16 protein-coding genes and 1 tRNA gene are annotated in these 15,743 nt (G+C 62.9%); 7 read left to right on the forward strand and 10 right to left on the reverse strand.

Annotated elements, in window-relative coordinates; translation table 11 throughout:
* Positions 1-12 precede the first annotated feature (12 nt).
* Entirely contained in the window at positions 13-729 is a 717-nt protein-coding gene (locus RVU70_RS11105) for a response regulator transcription factor (protein ID WP_363346215.1), read from the forward strand.
* A 314-nt stretch (positions 730-1,043) separates the two neighbouring features.
* Positions 1,044-3,527, forward strand: a complete 2,484-nt coding sequence (locus tag RVU70_RS11110) for a TonB-dependent receptor (protein ID WP_363346217.1) — start codon at positions 1,044-1,046, stop codon at positions 3,525-3,527.
* 104 nt (positions 3,528-3,631) lie between these two features.
* Here RVU70_RS11110 and RVU70_RS11115 read toward each other — a convergent pair whose 3' ends face one another.
* Both RVU70_RS11115 and RVU70_RS11120 read right to left on the reverse strand, forming a co-directional pair.
* A complete protein-coding gene (locus RVU70_RS11115; RefSeq protein WP_363346218.1) occupies positions 3,632-3,865 on the reverse strand; it encodes a hypothetical protein in 234 nt (77 codons plus the stop codon).
* Positions 3,866-4,101: 236 nt separating this feature from the next.
* Positions 4,102-4,545, reverse strand: coding sequence for an SRPBCC family protein (locus tag RVU70_RS11120; RefSeq protein WP_363346220.1), 444 nt, complete (start codon positions 4,543-4,545; stop codon positions 4,102-4,104).
* 782 nt (positions 4,546-5,327) lie between these two features.
* Here RVU70_RS11120 and RVU70_RS11125 point away from each other — a divergent pair.
* Together RVU70_RS11125 and RVU70_RS11130 are read left to right on the forward strand one after the other, a co-directional pair.
* Positions 5,328-5,561 (forward strand): hypothetical protein, encoded by a 234-nt coding sequence (locus RVU70_RS11125; protein WP_363346222.1) that lies wholly within the window; start codon positions 5,328-5,330, stop codon positions 5,559-5,561.
* Positions 5,558-6,364, forward strand: coding sequence for a methyltransferase domain-containing protein (locus RVU70_RS11130; protein WP_363346223.1), 807 nt, complete (start codon positions 5,558-5,560; stop codon positions 6,362-6,364). The genes RVU70_RS11125 and RVU70_RS11130 overlap by 4 nt, the downstream gene beginning before the upstream one ends.
* A 45-nt stretch (positions 6,365-6,409) precedes the next feature.
* Here the strand turns inward: RVU70_RS11130 and RVU70_RS11135 are convergent, their stop codons facing one another.
* Positions 6,410-7,780: an ATP-binding protein gene (locus RVU70_RS11135; RefSeq protein ID WP_363346225.1), complete on the reverse strand. Its 1,371-nt coding sequence runs from the start codon at positions 7,778-7,780 to the stop codon at positions 6,410-6,412.
* Positions 7,781-8,081: 301 nt separating this feature from the next.
* On the opposite strand from RVU70_RS11135, the gene RVU70_RS11140 reads away from it, so the two are divergent.
* Positions 8,082-8,798: a glutathione S-transferase gene (locus tag RVU70_RS11140; protein WP_363346227.1), complete on the forward strand. Its 717-nt coding sequence runs from the start codon at positions 8,082-8,084 to the stop codon at positions 8,796-8,798.
* Positions 8,799-8,876: 78 nt separating this feature from the next.
* Here RVU70_RS11140 and RVU70_RS11145 read toward each other — a convergent pair.
* The 5 genes from RVU70_RS11145 to RVU70_RS11165 all read right to left on the reverse strand — a co-directional run bounded on the left by RVU70_RS11145 (position 8,877) and on the right by RVU70_RS11165 (position 11,826).
* Positions 8,877-8,952 (reverse strand) — tRNA-Lys (locus RVU70_RS11145).
* A 134-nt stretch (positions 8,953-9,086) separates the two neighbouring features.
* Positions 9,087-9,326, reverse strand: a complete 240-nt coding sequence (locus RVU70_RS11150; RefSeq protein ID WP_363346229.1) for a DUF1467 family protein — start codon at positions 9,324-9,326, stop codon at positions 9,087-9,089.
* A 4-nt stretch (positions 9,327-9,330) separates the two neighbouring features.
* On the reverse strand, positions 9,331-9,735 hold the full coding sequence (gene mce / locus RVU70_RS11155) for a methylmalonyl-CoA epimerase (RefSeq protein ID WP_363346231.1): 405 nt from the start codon (positions 9,733-9,735) through the stop codon (positions 9,331-9,333).
* Positions 9,736-9,806: 71 nt separating this feature from the next.
* On the reverse strand, positions 9,807-11,111 hold the full coding sequence (locus tag RVU70_RS11160) for a winged helix-turn-helix domain-containing protein (RefSeq protein WP_363346232.1): 1,305 nt from the start codon (positions 11,109-11,111) through the stop codon (positions 9,807-9,809).
* A gap of 133 nt (positions 11,112-11,244) precedes the next feature.
* Entirely contained in the window at positions 11,245-11,826 is a 582-nt protein-coding gene (locus RVU70_RS11165) for a hypothetical protein (protein WP_363346234.1), read from the reverse strand.
* A 161-nt stretch (positions 11,827-11,987) separates the two neighbouring features.
* On the opposite strand from RVU70_RS11165, the gene RVU70_RS11170 reads away from it, so the two are divergent.
* Together RVU70_RS11170 and RVU70_RS11175 are read left to right on the forward strand one after the other, a co-directional pair.
* Positions 11,988-12,320, forward strand: a complete 333-nt coding sequence (locus tag RVU70_RS11170) for a hypothetical protein (RefSeq protein ID WP_363346236.1) — start codon at positions 11,988-11,990, stop codon at positions 12,318-12,320.
* 91 nt (positions 12,321-12,411) lie between these two features.
* Positions 12,412-12,987 (forward strand): NnrU family protein, encoded by a 576-nt coding sequence (locus RVU70_RS11175; protein WP_363346238.1) that lies wholly within the window; start codon positions 12,412-12,414, stop codon positions 12,985-12,987.
* A 1-nt stretch (position 12,988) separates the two neighbouring features.
* Here the strand turns inward: RVU70_RS11175 and chrA are convergent, their stop codons facing one another.
* Together chrA and gltX are read right to left on the reverse strand one after the other, a co-directional pair.
* Entirely contained in the window at positions 12,989-14,296 is a 1,308-nt protein-coding gene (gene chrA, locus RVU70_RS11180) for a chromate efflux transporter (RefSeq protein WP_363351304.1), read from the reverse strand.
* 41 nt (positions 14,297-14,337) lie between these two features.
* Entirely contained in the window at positions 14,338-15,696 is a 1,359-nt protein-coding gene (gene gltX / locus RVU70_RS11185; RefSeq protein ID WP_363346240.1) for a glutamate--tRNA ligase, read from the reverse strand.
* Between the last annotated feature and the right edge of the window lie 47 nt (positions 15,697-15,743).

A 15,743-nucleotide genomic window follows, 5' to 3' on the forward strand; every position in this document is an offset into this window, starting at 1 on the left:
AAAGATCGGGGGATGGAAATGATCGCCGAAGCTTCGGAGCAGAGTCGTCGCTCGACTCCAATTGCAGATCTCGAAATGAGCCGACCGGAAACATTTTCAGAATTGGTCGTCGTTATCGAAAGGAGGACTCTCATTCGCGAGTGCCTGGCGTTGTGCCTGCAGAAAAGTCTGGCGCGTCCAGTGTTGACTTTTCCAGACCTGGAAAGCTGGAGAGAGCACGGCGCGAGCGCCTCTGCGGGGGTGCTTATCCTGAGCGGTTGCGCCGATACAGATGACGAACAACCGAGGATCCTGCGTGAGCTTCGCCAGGACCACAAGGCGATCCCCATCATCATTTGCTCGGACGATCTGAGCGCGAGCCATATCAGAAATTACCTGCGCTCGGGCGCGCACGGGTATATTCCGAGCGCGACGCCGCTCACAGTCGCCGCTGAGGCGATCCGACTTGTCCTGACCGGCGGCGTCTTTGTTCCGGCAAACGTCGTGATGTCACAGGTCGAGCCGGAAGCTGGCCGCAAAAATCCGCTCAGCAGCTTTTCGAAGCGTGAGCATCACATTGTGGAAGCCTTATTGAAAGGCAAACCCAATAAGACGATCGCTTACGAGCTCGACCTGAGCGAAAGCACGGTCAAGTCGCATGTCCGCAGCGTCATGCGGAAGCTCCATGTCCGGTCGCGCACCGAAGCGGTCGTCAGAATAAAGGAGCTTGTTCGAGAAGTGGAAGATTGAGCGCTCGGTTTGCCGCAGTGGGCGCGCCGCGGACGCCCCCTATCGGCATTCTTGAGTCCGGTGTGTATCCTCCAAAGCCGGCAGACGTCGGGAGCGGCGCTTTTGGCCCTGGGACAGGTTTTCGCTTGGCTCGAGCGGGGTTGGTCTCCGCGTGCCGGGCCGCGCCTGCGAAGCCGACTGTCACTCAAAAGCCACAGATATGCAGAAACTACACCTACGTCATACTAGGAGGTGGCTCATCCTGTGACTTTCGTTAAAAATCGGCGATCAAATGCGGTCGTCCCGGGGTTGGCGAGATGTCATCGGATCGGTTCTTGAAAGTTTCCGCGAGTGCAATGCTTGCGGCGATGATTGCCGGCGACGCCGCAGCTCAGGCCAGGTTGCCGACGATCAACGTCGGCGGACAACAAACGAGGCGCACGGCGAGTCGACAGGTCGCGCGTGCTCCGCGCGCGGTCCGTGCGACGCCTCTTGTTGCGCCGCCGTCCACCTTCGTGGCGGACGCCAGCGACGGCTTCGATTCCTCCGCGCAGCAGAACACGGCGCTCGGTCCGAGAATTGTTTATCCGGCGCCTCCGAAAGAGATGCCCTCCTCGAGCCAGCGCTTCTTCACTGGCGGTCAAGTCAACACGATCCCTGCCTTCCGGCCGGGCGAAGCGCTCGAGATCGTGCCCGGACTTGCGGTCACGCAGCACAGCGGCGAAGGCAAGGCCAATCAATATTACCTGCGCGGTTTCGACCTCGACCACGGCACCGACCTCGCCCTTTATCTCGACGGCATACCGCTCAATATGCGCACCCACGGGCACGGGCAGGGCTACGCCGACGCCAATTTCGTAATTCCCGAGATGCTCGCCTATATCGACGCCCGCAAGGGGCCCTACAACGTCGAGGATGGCGATTTTTCGAACGCCGGCACGATCCGGATGCAATATTTGCGGAAGGTCCCGCAAGGCGTTTTTTCGACGACCGGGGGCGCGTTCAACTATGGCCGCGTCTTTGGCATGAAATCCTGGGAGTTCGCCGGCGGCGACATTCTGGGCGGCGGCGAAATTTCGACCTACGACGGCCCCTGGCTCATTCCCAACAACGCCCGCAAGATTAATGCGGTGCTGCGGTGGTCGCGTGGAGAAGAGAACGACGGAATGTCGATTACCGGCATGGCCTACGCCAACCGCTGGAACTCGACCGACCAAATCCCGCTGCGTATATTGGATTGGGGTTTTTCCCGCTGGGGAAGCATCAACCCGACAGACGGCGGCGACACGACTCGGTTCAGCCTTTCGGGTCGCTGGGCGCAGGAGACGGCGAATTACTGGTCGAAGGTCGAAGCCTTCGCCATGCATTCGACGCTCAATCTCTTCAACGACTTCACTTACTTCCTGGCGCACCCGGTCATCGGCGACCAGTTCCGCCAGTTCGACCGCCGCACGATGATCGGCGGCAACGCCTATCATGCGATCAAGTTCAGCCTGCTCGACAGGGAAAGCGAGATCAAGGTCGGCTTCCAGTCGCGCTACGACGACATAAGGCTCGGCCTGCAGGACAGCTTCCGTCGCGTGCCTTACGCCACGACCCGCAACGACCATGTCGGCGAAGGCAGCATTGCGCTGCTCGCCGACGTGAAAACGAGATGGGCGCCGTGGCTCAAGACCATCGTCGGCGCCCGCTGGGATTACTACTGGGGCAGCAACACGGGCCTCCAGGCCTATTGGGATTCGCCCTTGATTCCCGGCCTCGACGCCCCCGGTTTCGATCCCACCAATCCGTTTCGCCTGTGGACCGGGCCCATCAACAGCGGAACGTCCAACGCGCAGCTCCTGAGCCCGAAGGCGTCGGTCATCATCAACCCATGGGACGATAAGACCGACTTTTACCTCAACTTCGGGCGCGGTTTTCATTCCAACGACTTCCGCGCCACCACGCAGCGCGTCGCCGCCACGGAAGCGACGGACGATCTCGGCTACGTCGGTGTCCGCAGGCAGGGACTTCTCTCGCCCTCGACCGGAGCGGAGGTCGGGGTGAAGACCAGAGCGATCGACAAACTCGAGAGCGCCGCGACGCTGTTCTTCATCCAGACCGCGCAAGAGAACATCTTCGAGGGCGACAGCGGCAACACCGTGATCGCGCGGGGCGCCGATCGCATCGGCGTCGAATTCACCAACCACTATCGCCCCCTCTCCTGGCTCGCTTTCGAGGGCGATCTGACCGCCGTCCGCGCTCGCTTCAGGGGCTTCAACCAGGAACAGGCCGACCTCTACAGCGAGTTGCTTCAGCCAGGGGCCTTCGAATGGGGCGCGTGGCAGAGCAACGCGCCGGGCAATTATCTGGTCAACGCCACGCCGATCATTGCGACGGCCGTCCTCGAGCTGGGCGAGGCGACCGGCTGGTTCGGCAACTTCAAATACCGTTACATTGCGCCCCGCGCGCTCACCGAGGACGGTTTCCTAAAAAGCCCGGCGATCGGGACGGTGAATGCGCGCGTCGGCTATCGCTGGAAGGAGGGCTGGAAGCTTCAGCTCGATGTCTTCAATATGTTCAATTCCAGGTCGCAGCAGATCGCCTATGGCTATGGATCGTTCATTCCGCAGGATCCGCTCTTTCGCGCCTGCACCGGAACCATTGTCGCTCCGACCACCGACGCGGTGTGCGGCGTCGGCCAGATGGGCGTCGTCGGCCATCCGGTCGAGCGGCCGTCATGGCGCCTGACCTTCGGCGGGCCGCTTGATTTCGACCCTGCGACGAGCAGAGGGCCCGATCTGACGGAGCCGTTCCAGCTTATAAAGTTCTGGGAGTAACGTCCGCCTCTTCCAGGCCTTGACGAGACGAAGGCGCCCAGCCGGGCCGCCGTGGAGCGCCGCCGATTTGCGTCTGGCCGTGTTCGCAGTCGTCGATCCACCGGTTAAGCGTTCGGTTCGTCGCTTTGTCCTTCTTCGTCGTCGGTCGATTGGTTCTTCTCCGAGGCGGCGCTCAATTTGGCGAGGAGCGTGAAAAACTCTTCGGGAAGCGGATCCTTCAGGCTTTCCTCGTGAAGTTGGCCCCGCAAGAGGTAATGCGTCGCCGTCGCGGGACCGAAAACGTTTGCGATAAACAGCGCCGTCTTCAGACTAATCCTGTTGGGCGGCTCGGACGGCATGGCACCCTCATTCAGCTGGAGCCTTGGCAGTTTGCTTCAGGAACGAACTTTCGGTTCAAATAGGGCTGAATCGCTCGAGTTGGCCCCATTCGCGAGGGATGCCCAGGCGCCCTTGTCCAACCCTAGTCTCGCGAGACCGAGCGGGGTGTGGCCGTTGACGGTCATGTTCGAGCTCGAAACGAAGCAGCTTGACGCCGTGAGGCGGGCTTCTCCGTTCGAGCGCGCCGCCGTGCGACTTACCCGCTGATCTCGGGCTCAACGAGCCTTGCGAGGTTTTCGAGCGATTCCTGCCAGCCGAGGTAGCAGGCTTCCGGCGGGATGACGTCTGGAACGCCCTCCTGGACAATGCTCAGTTCGGCGCCGACCGAGACTTTCTTGATCATCACCGTGACGTGGATCTCGCCCGGCATGTTGGGGTCGTCGAACCTATCCGTATACCTCAGGCGCTCGTTCGGCGACAGCTCGAGAAATTCCCCGCCGAAGGCGTGGCTTTCTCCCGTAGTGAAATTCCGGAAGGATGCGCGATGGGCGCCGCCGACCTTGGGTTCCAAGCGATGCACGGTGCATACAAAGCCATTCGGCGGCAGCCACTTTGCGAGCGCGTCCGGTTCGATAAAAGCGCGATAGAGCTTCTCCGGCGTCGTGGCGAGGACCCTATGGAGGCGAACGGTGTTCGGCATTGTCTCTTCTCCCTGCGGCTTGCAAGCGCACGTCGCTATTGAGCATACGACTGAGGTAGCGCGCTTGGCGCCGACGCGCCCGTCGGCCGCTCGCAGCATAGCTGGGCCGCGCCGGATCCGACACTTTATCCGGGGCGCACAGGAGCGTTCGGCGCCGCTGAACCCCGCAGCATGAGCCGTTCTCATGCGGCGATCCATAAATCAATTCGGTGAAAGCCGTTCGAAGAGGCTTTCCGCCGCGAGGCGCCGCAATAGCGCCAACTTGATCCGCAACATCGTCGCTCGCTTGGCGCGGCCGCGGTTCTCCTCGGCGGTTCAAAATGAAATCATAATGAAAGATCGGAAGGATGAGCGAGCGCAGTTCGACGCCTTTGGCCATAGCAATCCTAGGGATGCTCCTGGCCGTTCTTAGCTATGCGATCAAGGATGAAAGCCTCGGCAGGCTGGTATATGGTTCGGGCCTGCTCTCGGCCGGACTTTCCTTGCTTCATTGGTTTAGGCCGACGCAGCCTCGGCGAAGGTGATCAGCGGCAGGCCGTCCTGATCGAGGACGCGATCGATCCGACAGCTGCGGCGGGGTGCGGAGCATGCCGCAACCAACGACCGTTCCAGGCCTGCGGATCGACCGGACCAGGTCTTTCGGAAATGACTTGCCGCTATCCCGAAAGAGAAGCGGCGGCTCAACCTCGCCCCGGCGACATCACGATTGACGCCGGACGAGGCAAGCTGTAAACGAGACTTTCCATTACTGCATATTGTTTTTCTATACTGGAATTTTAAAGATGAAGGCTTTTACAAGTTCAAACCCCAGAATCTTGGATTCGTCGCAGTGCCGTAAGTTGCTTGCGAGCTATCTCCTCATCGACCGAGACACTGCGACGCTTCGCCGGCTCATGACTCAGGACATAGACCGCTTTATTGAAATGGGCGCCACCGCCTACGCCAATCTTCTTGCGGCGGCGCTGATACTGTTCGACCATCGAGCTCGTCGAGACAATCAGCACATCAACTCATGACCGGAAACATAGGCAGCGGGTTTCGTAGCGTGGATGGGGAGCTGTTCAGCAAGCTTCTCCACTGTTTGGACTTCATGAACGAGCTGGCGTTTTTCAAAGCGTATAAATCCCATTCGTGGCGATCACTGCTCATTGCCCCCGAGCAGGTCATCCTGGATGTCGCATGCGGAACGGGCTCGGACCTGATCCACCTCGCCGAGGCGTATCGAAACACAAATTTTGTCGGCGTCGATAACAGCGAGAAGTTCCTGGCCATTGCCAGAGAGCGTGCGGCGTGCGCCGCTAATCTCAAGTTTATGCTTGGCGACGGCCATCGGTTGCCGCTCGTCGATCACTCGGTAGACGCTGCGCGAATTGATCGTTCGCTGCAACATATGGAAAATCCCGAGGCCGTATTGGCGGAAATGGTCCGCGTCACCAAGAGGGGCGGTCGCATTGTCACCTGCGAGCCCGACTGGGAAACCTTTGTTCTGTTCAACGGCGAATTTGACGATAGCAGCAAAATCGCCGGTTTATTCAAGCGCTCGATTCGAAACCCGTTTATCGGGCGCGAGCTGGCGTCGCTGATGAACGAGTGCGGCGTCAAACATCTTGACGCCCACGTCCATACTTTCTGGACCAACAAATTAAATGACGCCGACGTCATTTTCGATCTTAACAAAGTCAAAGACCAGTGCGCGGCCGCAGGCATGATGACGCAGGACGACGCCGACACTTGGTGGGCCCTCTCGAAGCAGGCTTCTGAAAGAGACACTTTCTTTGCAAGCCTTTGCATCATGGAAGTCAGCGGAACGACAGAGTAACGATTTTCTGTCATCTTCTGGAGGCCGCCGCACGATGTCTGCTTGTTAAGTCGTTATCGACGCTTCTGCGCAACGATCGCACGGCAGGACGAAACTGAAGGTTGATCCCGCTTTTGCATTCGGCTCCATCCAGATGCGGCCTCCGTGCGCCTCGACAATAGAGCGACTCATGGCGAGGCCGACGCCCATCCCCTTAGGCTTCGTCGTCATAAACGGTTCAAAAAGGCTTTCTCGCACGCCCTCGTCGACGCCCGCTCCTGAATCAGCAACGTCGACTCGCACCCAGTCGTCCTCGTTGACGCAGGCGATCATGATCGAGCGGTCCGAGACGCCCTCCATTGCGTCGATGGCGTTTCTGAGAAGGTTTGCCAAGACCTGCGTGATCTGGACGCGGTCGGCCTGTACGGCGTCCTTGGTCGCCTCGAGCCGGAGATGCACGCGCACATTGGCGTTTTCCAGGGCGCGACGATTGGCTCTGCACGCCTCCTCGATGAGCGAGCGCAGGTGGACAAGGCTCGAAGAGGGCTTTCCCTCCAAGAGAAAGTGACGAAGGCGGTCGACGATGTCGCCAACATGTCCAATTTGCTCCGAAGCGCCTTGAAGATTGCGCTCGACTAAAGGCAGCGCCTCGGAGGTGGGCTCGCGCAGGAGGCGTTTGGAGGTTTCGACGTAGGCGGAGGCGGCCGCCAGAGGCTGCGCGATTTCATGCGCCAAGCCGCTGGCCATGCCTCCGAGCGCATGCAAGCCAGACGCATGCAGCCTCGCCAATCGTTCGCTTGCCTTGCTCTCCGCCTCGACCTGAGTCTTCACCCGACGCTCGAGCCCCTCTGCATAATTCCAGACGGCCCGCATCAAGACCGCACTGTAAACCGCAAGAACGATGGTGGTGAGCAGATAGTCTCTATCGCCGCTAGCGAGCAAGGCTGCGAACGATCCGAGCGCAATCGGCCCGGAGAACGCCGCCGCTGCTGGAGGTATGCTTGCCAGAACAAAAGCTCCGCCGCCCAACATCCCGGAACACAGACAAGCAATCAGCAGCTTGCCGCCCACGCTTGCCTGGTCCAAAAACAGTAAGGGAAGGGCCCCCCAACAAGAGCCGAGCGCCGCCGCGTAGCCTACGGCCCGGTAGACGCCACGTCGGGATGATGAAGCGGCCGGCCTGTAAGTCGAGGTCCGCCGGGTCTTGCGGCGCAGGAAGACGAAGGACGCAATCGCGATGACAAGCGCGCCCCAGCACAAGGCGGCAATGCGGTAGGGTCGATCCCACGAGGCCGCCATAAAGACAGTGGCGTTGCAAATATTCGCCAGCATCACCCCGGGCGTGTGCCGGGCAATGTGAGAAAATTGCTCCGCACGCAAACGCTCGATTTGGTGGGAGGCGGAAAGAGGCGAGCGATTGTCTTTTTCGAGGGTCATTTTCAGTAGCTTGCAGCGGAGCGCCGACCCTCTTACGCCAAGGTTATGTCCAAAATCTGATTTTTGCTAACCTGATCACAGCATCCCGCGCTTGGTGCGGCGCTGCTCTACCGCGACGTTGCCCCTTATTCATCGTCGGCGCGTGTCTAATTTCAACCCCTTCCATTCGCCTTACGTTCGACCGCAAGCGGATGATTAGGCGCAGCAATTGTTCGAGCGCGTTCTCACTAACCGCTCGCAGGAACGGAGGGCGGGCGCGCCGCGTTTATTGCTGGGTTCGCAATCGTCGGCGCGTCGAGCGATGAGTTATGAGCTTTATTATTGGCCGGGCATTGCGCGGCGCGGGGAGTTTGTCCGGCTGGCTCTGGAAGAGGCGGGGGTCGCTTACGTCGACAAGGCGCGTGAGCCCGGCGCCGAAGAAACCCTCCTTGCTTTGCTCGAGCGGTCGGATCTCCTCCACCCGCCCTTTGCGCCGCCCTTCCTGAAACATGGGAATGTCCTCATTGGCCAGACGGCGGCGATCCTTCTCTACCTCGGCGAGCGTCATGGCTTGGCGCCGACAGACCAGGCGGAGAGGCTTTGGGTGCATCAAATCCAGCTCACGATCGCCGATCTCGTCAGCGAGGCTCACGACACGCACCATCCCCTGGGCGCTCATTTATATTATGAAGAACAAAAGCCCGAGGCGCTGCGCCGGGCGCGCGACTTTCGTGAAAACAGGATCGAAAAATACCTCCGCTGGTTCGAGGAAATTACCGCACGTAAGCGAGAAGACGGGCCCTATCTTGTCGGTGATCGTGTGACCTATGCGGATCTTTCGCTGTTCCAGGTCACAGAGGGCTTACTCTATGCATTTCCACGAGCCGCCAACGCCGTGCTCGCGGATTGCCCGGGAGTGGCCGCTCTGCGTCAAGCGGTTGCGCAACGCCCGCGCATCCGCAGTTATCTCGAGAGCGACCGGCGCACCGCTTTCAACGAGAGCGGCATATTCCGCCACTATGCCGAACTCGACCGATAGCGAAAGCGCTTTTGAAAACGTCCTCGGTCGTTGAACCGCTCCGAGAACCGTTCTCACAATGCTCATATGTGGGGTTGTTGGTGAGCGCGCTGGGACTCGAACCCAGGACCCCCTGATTAAAAGTCAGATGCTCTACCGACTGAGCTACGCGCTCGTTCCATGCCCGCCGCTTGGCGAGGCGAAGAATCGGGCGGGTCGGTCCGCTCGCTTCTTCGCTCGCGCGGGCTTCGATCAACTACCGGCCCTCGTCCGGCTGGTCAACCCCGATCGCGGAGCGGAGCCGCTTTCCTATGGGATGAGGTATTTGGCGGCGACCGCCACGAGGGCGAAGACAATCGCCGCGATCACCGTCGTGAGCGCCGCCTTCTTGCCCAGCTGCGGGGCGACCGGGGCGCCGGGATCGGTTCCCTCCGGACGCTCCTCGCCCGCCTCCTCCGCCGAGCGGACCCCGAGCGGCAGGACCGCGAACAGGACAATCCACCAGATCGTCACATAGATCGCCAGGGCGAGGGGGAGGGGGAAGGGCATCGGCTCAGGCCTGCTCGAGTTCGACGAGCGTCCCGCAGAAATCCTTTGGGTGCAGGAAGAGCACGGGCTTGCCATGTGCGCCGATCTTGGGCTCGCCGTCGCCCAGCACGCGCGCGCCGGAGGCTTTCAGCCTGTCGCGGGCGGCAAGGATGTCGTCCACCTCGTAGCAGACATGGTGGATGCCGCCCGACGGATTCTTCGCGACGAAGGCGGCGATCGGCGAATTCTCGCCATAGGGCTCGAGAAGCTCGATCTTGGTGTTCGGCAGCTCGACAAAAACCACGGTAACCCCATGCTCGGCGACGGTCTCGGGGGCGGACACCTTCGCGCCCAAGGCGCCGCGATAGACCTGCGACGCTTTTTCGACGCTGTCGACGGCGATGGCGACGTGGTTGAGACGACCGATCATTTTAGGCTTTCCCCATGTGCATGCGGCGATCCGCGATTCAATGGGGCATTAAGGCCATGCCGCCGGCAATTTCAACCGGCAAAGCTGTTCCGCTCCGCCCGCAGCCGACCGATGTCCTCCTGCAGGGCGGCGAGGCGCGGATCGTAAGGAGCGAAGGCGAACCAGGGACAGCCCTCGTCGCGGCCGCGGCGCAACGTCTGCGCCGCGTCGTCAGGCTTGCCGAGCGCCAACTGCGCTGCCGCCGTGAAGAGATGCGGCGGGGCCACCTGCTCGCCGTCATGCGCGGCGGCGAGCGTCGCCTCGGCGGCGCTCCTATCTCCCGCCACGGCCAGGACATAGGCGAGAACCGCCATCAAGATGGGGTGGCCTGGAGAAAGCATGAGGGCGTCGCGCGCCGTTCTCTCGGCCTCTTGGTGACGACCGGAAAGGCTCGCCACAATCGCCAGCACGCTCGTCAGATAGGTTGCGTCGGGCCGCGTCCGAAGCCCCTGGTCCGCGAGCGTCGCGCTGCCGTCGAGATTGCCATTACAAAGCTCGAGCCAGGCGCGCATGTTCAGATGGGCGCGGTCGTGCGGGGAGACGTGAAGACCTGCCTCGATTTCGTCAATGGCGTCGGTGAGACGGTCGAGGCTGACGAAGGCCCAACTGCGAAAGGCGCGCGCCCTGCCATAGCGAGGGTCCCGCGCCACCGCCCGGTCCAGCATCGCGAGACCGTCCGCGGGCCGAGCCAGCAATGTCGCCCGCGCCCAGCCGAGGACCGCCAGGGCCGCCGGAAAGCCCGGCGCCAGGACGAGCGCGCGGCCCGCGTCCTTCTCGATGATCTCCGCGGCCTCGGCCGGCCTCAGATAGCCGGCGGAGACGCGGCTCGCGGCGATGATGGCGGACAGCGACCAGACCGCCGGCGAGGTTTCGTCGCGCTGCGCAGCGGCGGCCACGGCTTCCTGCGCGCGTTCGAAACCGTCCCGCGTGCAGTTGCCGGCGAGCTCATAGGTTGCTTGCCACAGATCCAGCGTGCGGCTGCTGAGGCATTCTTCCGGCGGTCGCGCCGTCTCGAGGTCGGAATCGACGACCTCGACTTTGGCCCGCAGGGAGAGGCCGCGTCCGTAAGCCGTGGCGATGAGATCGCCGTAACCGGCTTCTCTGAGGGGCTTGCGCAGCAGATAGGCGCAGCGGTCGATCGAATCATCCGAAGGCGGACGACCGGGCCAAAGTCTCGCGCCGATCTCAGCTTTCGAAACGACGCCGCCCTTGGCCTCGAGCAGCAGCTCCAAGAGTTGTCGGGCCTGAGGGCCAACTGGGATTTGGACTCCACCCCGCCGCAACCCGGTATGAGGCGAGTATTCGAATCCTGCAAAGCGCCAGCCGAGATCGTTCATGAGCGCACAATGATGTTTCCTTTTCCCCTGCGCAAGCCCTTAGAATGACAAATCTTTTGGACTTCGCGCCACGCGAGAATCTCGCCGCCCAGGTTGGTTGTGCGTCGCCCATTTCGGGCGGCGTCGCGCTCGGTCAGCGCGGCGTCGTGACATTTTCTTCCTTGCCCCACAGAAGCACGAGCAGGGCGAGCGCCGCGGCCGCGGCAAGGAGGTAATAGGGGGCCCGCGCCGGAAAGAGTCGCCCCACGCCAAAAGGAAAGCGCGACACCCAGCGCTCGCCGCGCGGACCGTCGAGGGTGATAATGCCGACGAAATAGCCGGCTTCGCGAAAATTATGCTCGAAACTCAGCGTGCCGTGCGGATAGACCTTCGGCGGCAGATAGGCGACCGTGATATCCGCGAGCTGCTCCGGGTCCTCTTCGCGCCCTGTGTCGCGAACGATGCGGAAATCCGCCGTCATCTCGCGCATTTCTGGTTGGGCGTAGTCCAGCACGAAGATCGTCTTGCCGGTCACCGGCGCGTCTTCGCAGAATTTGCGATGCGAGGCGGCCGGCTGGTAGCCCGAAAAATACATAAGGTCGGGGCCGATCTTCAAAATGCACGCGTTCTGGGTTCGCTGCATCGCGCCGTGGGCCCGCGCCGCCGGGGCGCCGACCACGGTCGCCATGACGATGAGAAATGCGGACAGGGCGACGAACAGAGGGCGCACGCTCACAACTCTCCGGTCGACGCCGAGCGGACCGCCGTCGCGCGGCGTCCCGATTGAAATTGCGGCCTGCTCGTCAAAGATCAAGCGGGGCGGGAGGGATGGTTCACGCCTGCGCCGCGAGAGGGTAGAGTGGCTCAAGTCGCCGATTTTTCAACAAGGGGAGCGCCATGCGCCTCATGCTCGTCGCCCTGCTGCTGGCCGCCGCGCCCGCGGCCGCGGCCGACGTCAACGACTATCCGACCTCGGCCCGCGCCGATTATGTCTTCGGTTGCATGAAGGCCAACGGCGACACGCGGTTGTCGCTCGAGCAATGTTCCTGCTCCGTCGACGTGATCGCGAGCATCCTGCCCTATGAAAGCTACGTTTCCGCGGAGACGGTGGCGAGCCTCAATCAGCAGGCGGGGCAGGTCGGCTCGCTGATGCGCAACACCGGCGCCGCGCGCGACATGCTGGAGACGCTTCGCCGCGCCCAGGCGGAAGCGCAGGTCCGCTGCTTCTAGCCTTGCTTGGCGAGCGCGGCCTCGCGTCATGCCTGTGCTATAGGTCAGCAAGCGTCCCTTCGAGGACGATTCGACCGGCGGCGAGGCAGGCATGCTTATTCTTATTCTTGGAATTGTGCTTTTCGTCGGCGTCCATGTCTTTTCGACCCTGCGCGGCCCGCGCGCCGCGCTCGTCGAGAAATATGGCGCCAACGCCTATAAGGGCGCCTATTCAGCAGTGGCGCTGCTGGGGCTGGTTTTCATCATCTGGGGCTTTTCCCGCTATCGGGCGGAGGGCCTGATCCCGGTCTGGGAGCCGCCGCATTGGACGCGCCATCTCACCATGCCGCTCGTTTGGGTCGCCTTCGTCGCGCTGGCGAGCCGCCGCGCGCCCGCGTCGCGCATCAGGGGATGGCTGCGCCATCCGACGCTCGTCGCGCTCAAGAGCTGGGCCCTCGGGCATCTCCTGGCCAATGGCGACCTCGGCGGGATGCTGCTCTTTGGCTCCTTGCTGGGTTTTGGAGTTTATGACCGTATCGCGGTCAAGCGGCGGGGCGATCTCGGCGCGCCCCGGCTCGGCGCCTTCACCAGGGGCGACGCCATTGCGCTTGGCGCCGGCACGGCGCTCTATGCGCTCTTCCTCGTGCTGCACCCTTATCTCTTCGGCGTGTCGGCGCTCGGCGGGTAATTTACAGTAGTTTGAGCAGCAGTCCGGCGCCGACGCTCGCGCCGAGCGCCGGCGCGAGGCCAAAGCGGAGAAGCGCGCCGGCGGCAAGGGAGAGCGCCAGCGACGTCGCGTCGAGCGTGGCGATATCCGGCAATTGCGCGGGCAGGGGCGCGAGCGTCCATTGCCCCCGGAACAGAAAGTGCGTTGCAAACCACAGCGCCAGATTGGCGATGACGCCGACGACCGCCGCAGCGATGGCGGCCAGGGCCTCGGCCAGCGCCCTGTCGCCGCGCAGCCGCTCGACGAAAGGCGCGCCGGCGAAAATCCATAAGAAGCAGGGAATGAAGGTCACATAGGTGGCCAACAAGCCGCCGAGCGCGCCGGCCGCCAGCGGCGCCGTTGCGCCGGGTTCGCGGAAGGCGGCCATGAAGCCCACGAATTGCAGCACCATGATCAGCGGGCCCGGCGTCGTCTCCGCCATGCCGAGCCCATCGAGCATTTCCGGCGCCGTCAGCCAGTGAAAACGCTCCACCGCCTCTTGCGCGACATAGGAGAGCGCCGCATAGGCGCCGCCGAAGGTGACAACCGACATTTTGGAAAAAAACACCGCGATCCGCGCATAGACGTCATCGCGTCCAAAGGCCGCCACGAGCCCGGCGACCGGCACGAGCCAGAGCGCCGCAAGGACTGCTGCGGCGAAGAACGCCGAGCGCGAGTCCGGCTCTGCGCGCGCTTCGCCTTCGAACGTCGACATCGCAGCGGCGGCCGTGGGGAGGCCTAAGCGTCTCCCAAGGAAGCCGACGATCCCAGCGCCAAGGACAATGAGCGGGAAGGGGGCGTCGAGGAAGAAGAGCGCAAGGAAGGCGCCTGCGGCGATGATTTTTTGCGCGCGAGTCTGCAGGGCTCTCTTGCCGAGCCGCCAGACTGCCGAAAACACAAGCGCCAGAACGGCGGCCTTCAGTCCGAAGAAGGCCCCGTCGAGCGCCGGCGTCTCGCCATAGGCGGCGTAGATGACGCTCAACGCCATGATGGCGACGACGCCGGGCAGGATGAAGAGCCCGCCCGCGATCAAGCCGCCGGGAACGCCATGCATCAACCAGCCGATATAGGTCGCGAGTTGCTGCGCCTCGGGGCCGGGCAGCAGCATGCAGAAATTGAGCGCATGCAGAAAGCGGCGCTCAGAAATCCACTTCTCCTCGTCGACGAGCACACGGTGCATCAGCGCGATCTGCCCGGCGGGTCCGCCGAAGCTCAACAGCGCGACGCGCGCCCAGACCCGGCTCGCCGCCGCGAGCGTCATCGTCGGCGTCGTCTGAAACTCATCAGGCATGGAGACAGACGACACGATGCGTCCTCTGGGCGCAAGGCTTGTCAAGCGATCCGGCTCTCGCCGGTCAACCGTGACAAGGCCCTGAAGCGCCCGATGAGCGGCAGCAGCGCCGCGAGCTCCGGCCCGCTTTCCTTCGCGGTCAGCGCCAAACGGAGCGGGTGAAACAGCGCCTTGCCCTTGCGCCCGGTCGCAGTCTTCACGTCGGCTGTCCAGGCGGCCCAGCTCGCTTCGTCCCAGGGTTCGGCGGGGAGAAGCTCGGCGGCTTCCTTCAGGAAGGCCGGATCTTCGCGGGTCGGCTCGATCTCGGCTTCGACGACGCGCCACCACTCCAGAATATCGTCGAAGCGCGCGAGATTGCCGCGCGCCGCGCGCCACAGCGGTTCGGCCTTGTGGCCGACGACGTCGAGGGCCGCGAGCCGGTCGCGCACGTCCTCGAAGTCGAAGAGCGCCAGAGTGCGATGCGTAAGCGTCTCGAGATCGTCCGGATCGAAACGCGCCGGATTGCGGGACACATGTGCAATGTCAAAGCTTTGCGCCAATTCGGCGAGCGAGCGAACGGCGTGGACGTTGTCGGAGGAGCCGGTGAGCGTCGCCAGCGCGGCGACGGCCATGGCTTCGTAACCTTCCTCGCGCAAGGAGGCGATGGAGAGCGAGCCGGTGCGCTTGGAGAGGCCTTCGCCGCCCGCGCCGATCAGCAGATTGTGGTGCGCAAAGAGCGGCGGCGCGGCCTGCGGCGCGAGCGCGGCGTAGAGCTGCAGTTGCACCGCCGTATTCGTCACATGATCCTCGCCCCGAATCACATGGGTGACGCTCATGTCGATGTCGTCGGCGACGGAGGGCAAGGTGTAGAGGAAGCTCCCGTCCTCGCGGATGAGCACCGGATCGGACAGGGCGGCGCAATCGATATGCGCCGGGCCGCGAATGAGGTCGTTCCATTCAACGACGCCAGGGTCGAGCCTGAAACGCCAGTGCGGGCGCCGGCCTTCGGCTTCGAACCTCGAGCGGTCGGCCTCGGTCAGGCGCAACGCGGCGCGGTCGTAGACGGGCGGGAGCCCCCGCGCCTGCTGCATCTTGCGGCGCTTTTCGAGCTCTTCGGGCGTCTCGTAGCAGGGGTAGAGGCGTTCGGCGCTGCGCAGTTTCGCCGCCGCCGCCTCATAGAGCGCCACGCGCTGGGATTGCCGGAAGGTCGCGTCCGGCGTGATCCCGAGCCAGGCGAGGTCCACCTCGATCGCAGCCGCAAACTCCTCGCTGGAGCGGGCGAAATCAGTGTCATCGAACCGCAGTATGAATCGTCCATGGTGCGTTGCGGCGAAGAGATAGTTGAAGAGCGCCACGCGCGCGTTGCCGATATGGATGCGGCCCGTGGGCGATGGCGCGAAACGAACGATCGGAGAGGTCATGAGGAAGCTTCGTCAGGAGTTTTCGCAAAACGAACGTCGCGAAAAGA

The organism is Methylocystis echinoides (assembly GCF_040687965.1).
Taxonomy (GTDB): domain Bacteria; phylum Pseudomonadota; class Alphaproteobacteria; order Rhizobiales; family Beijerinckiaceae; genus Methylocystis; species Methylocystis echinoides_A.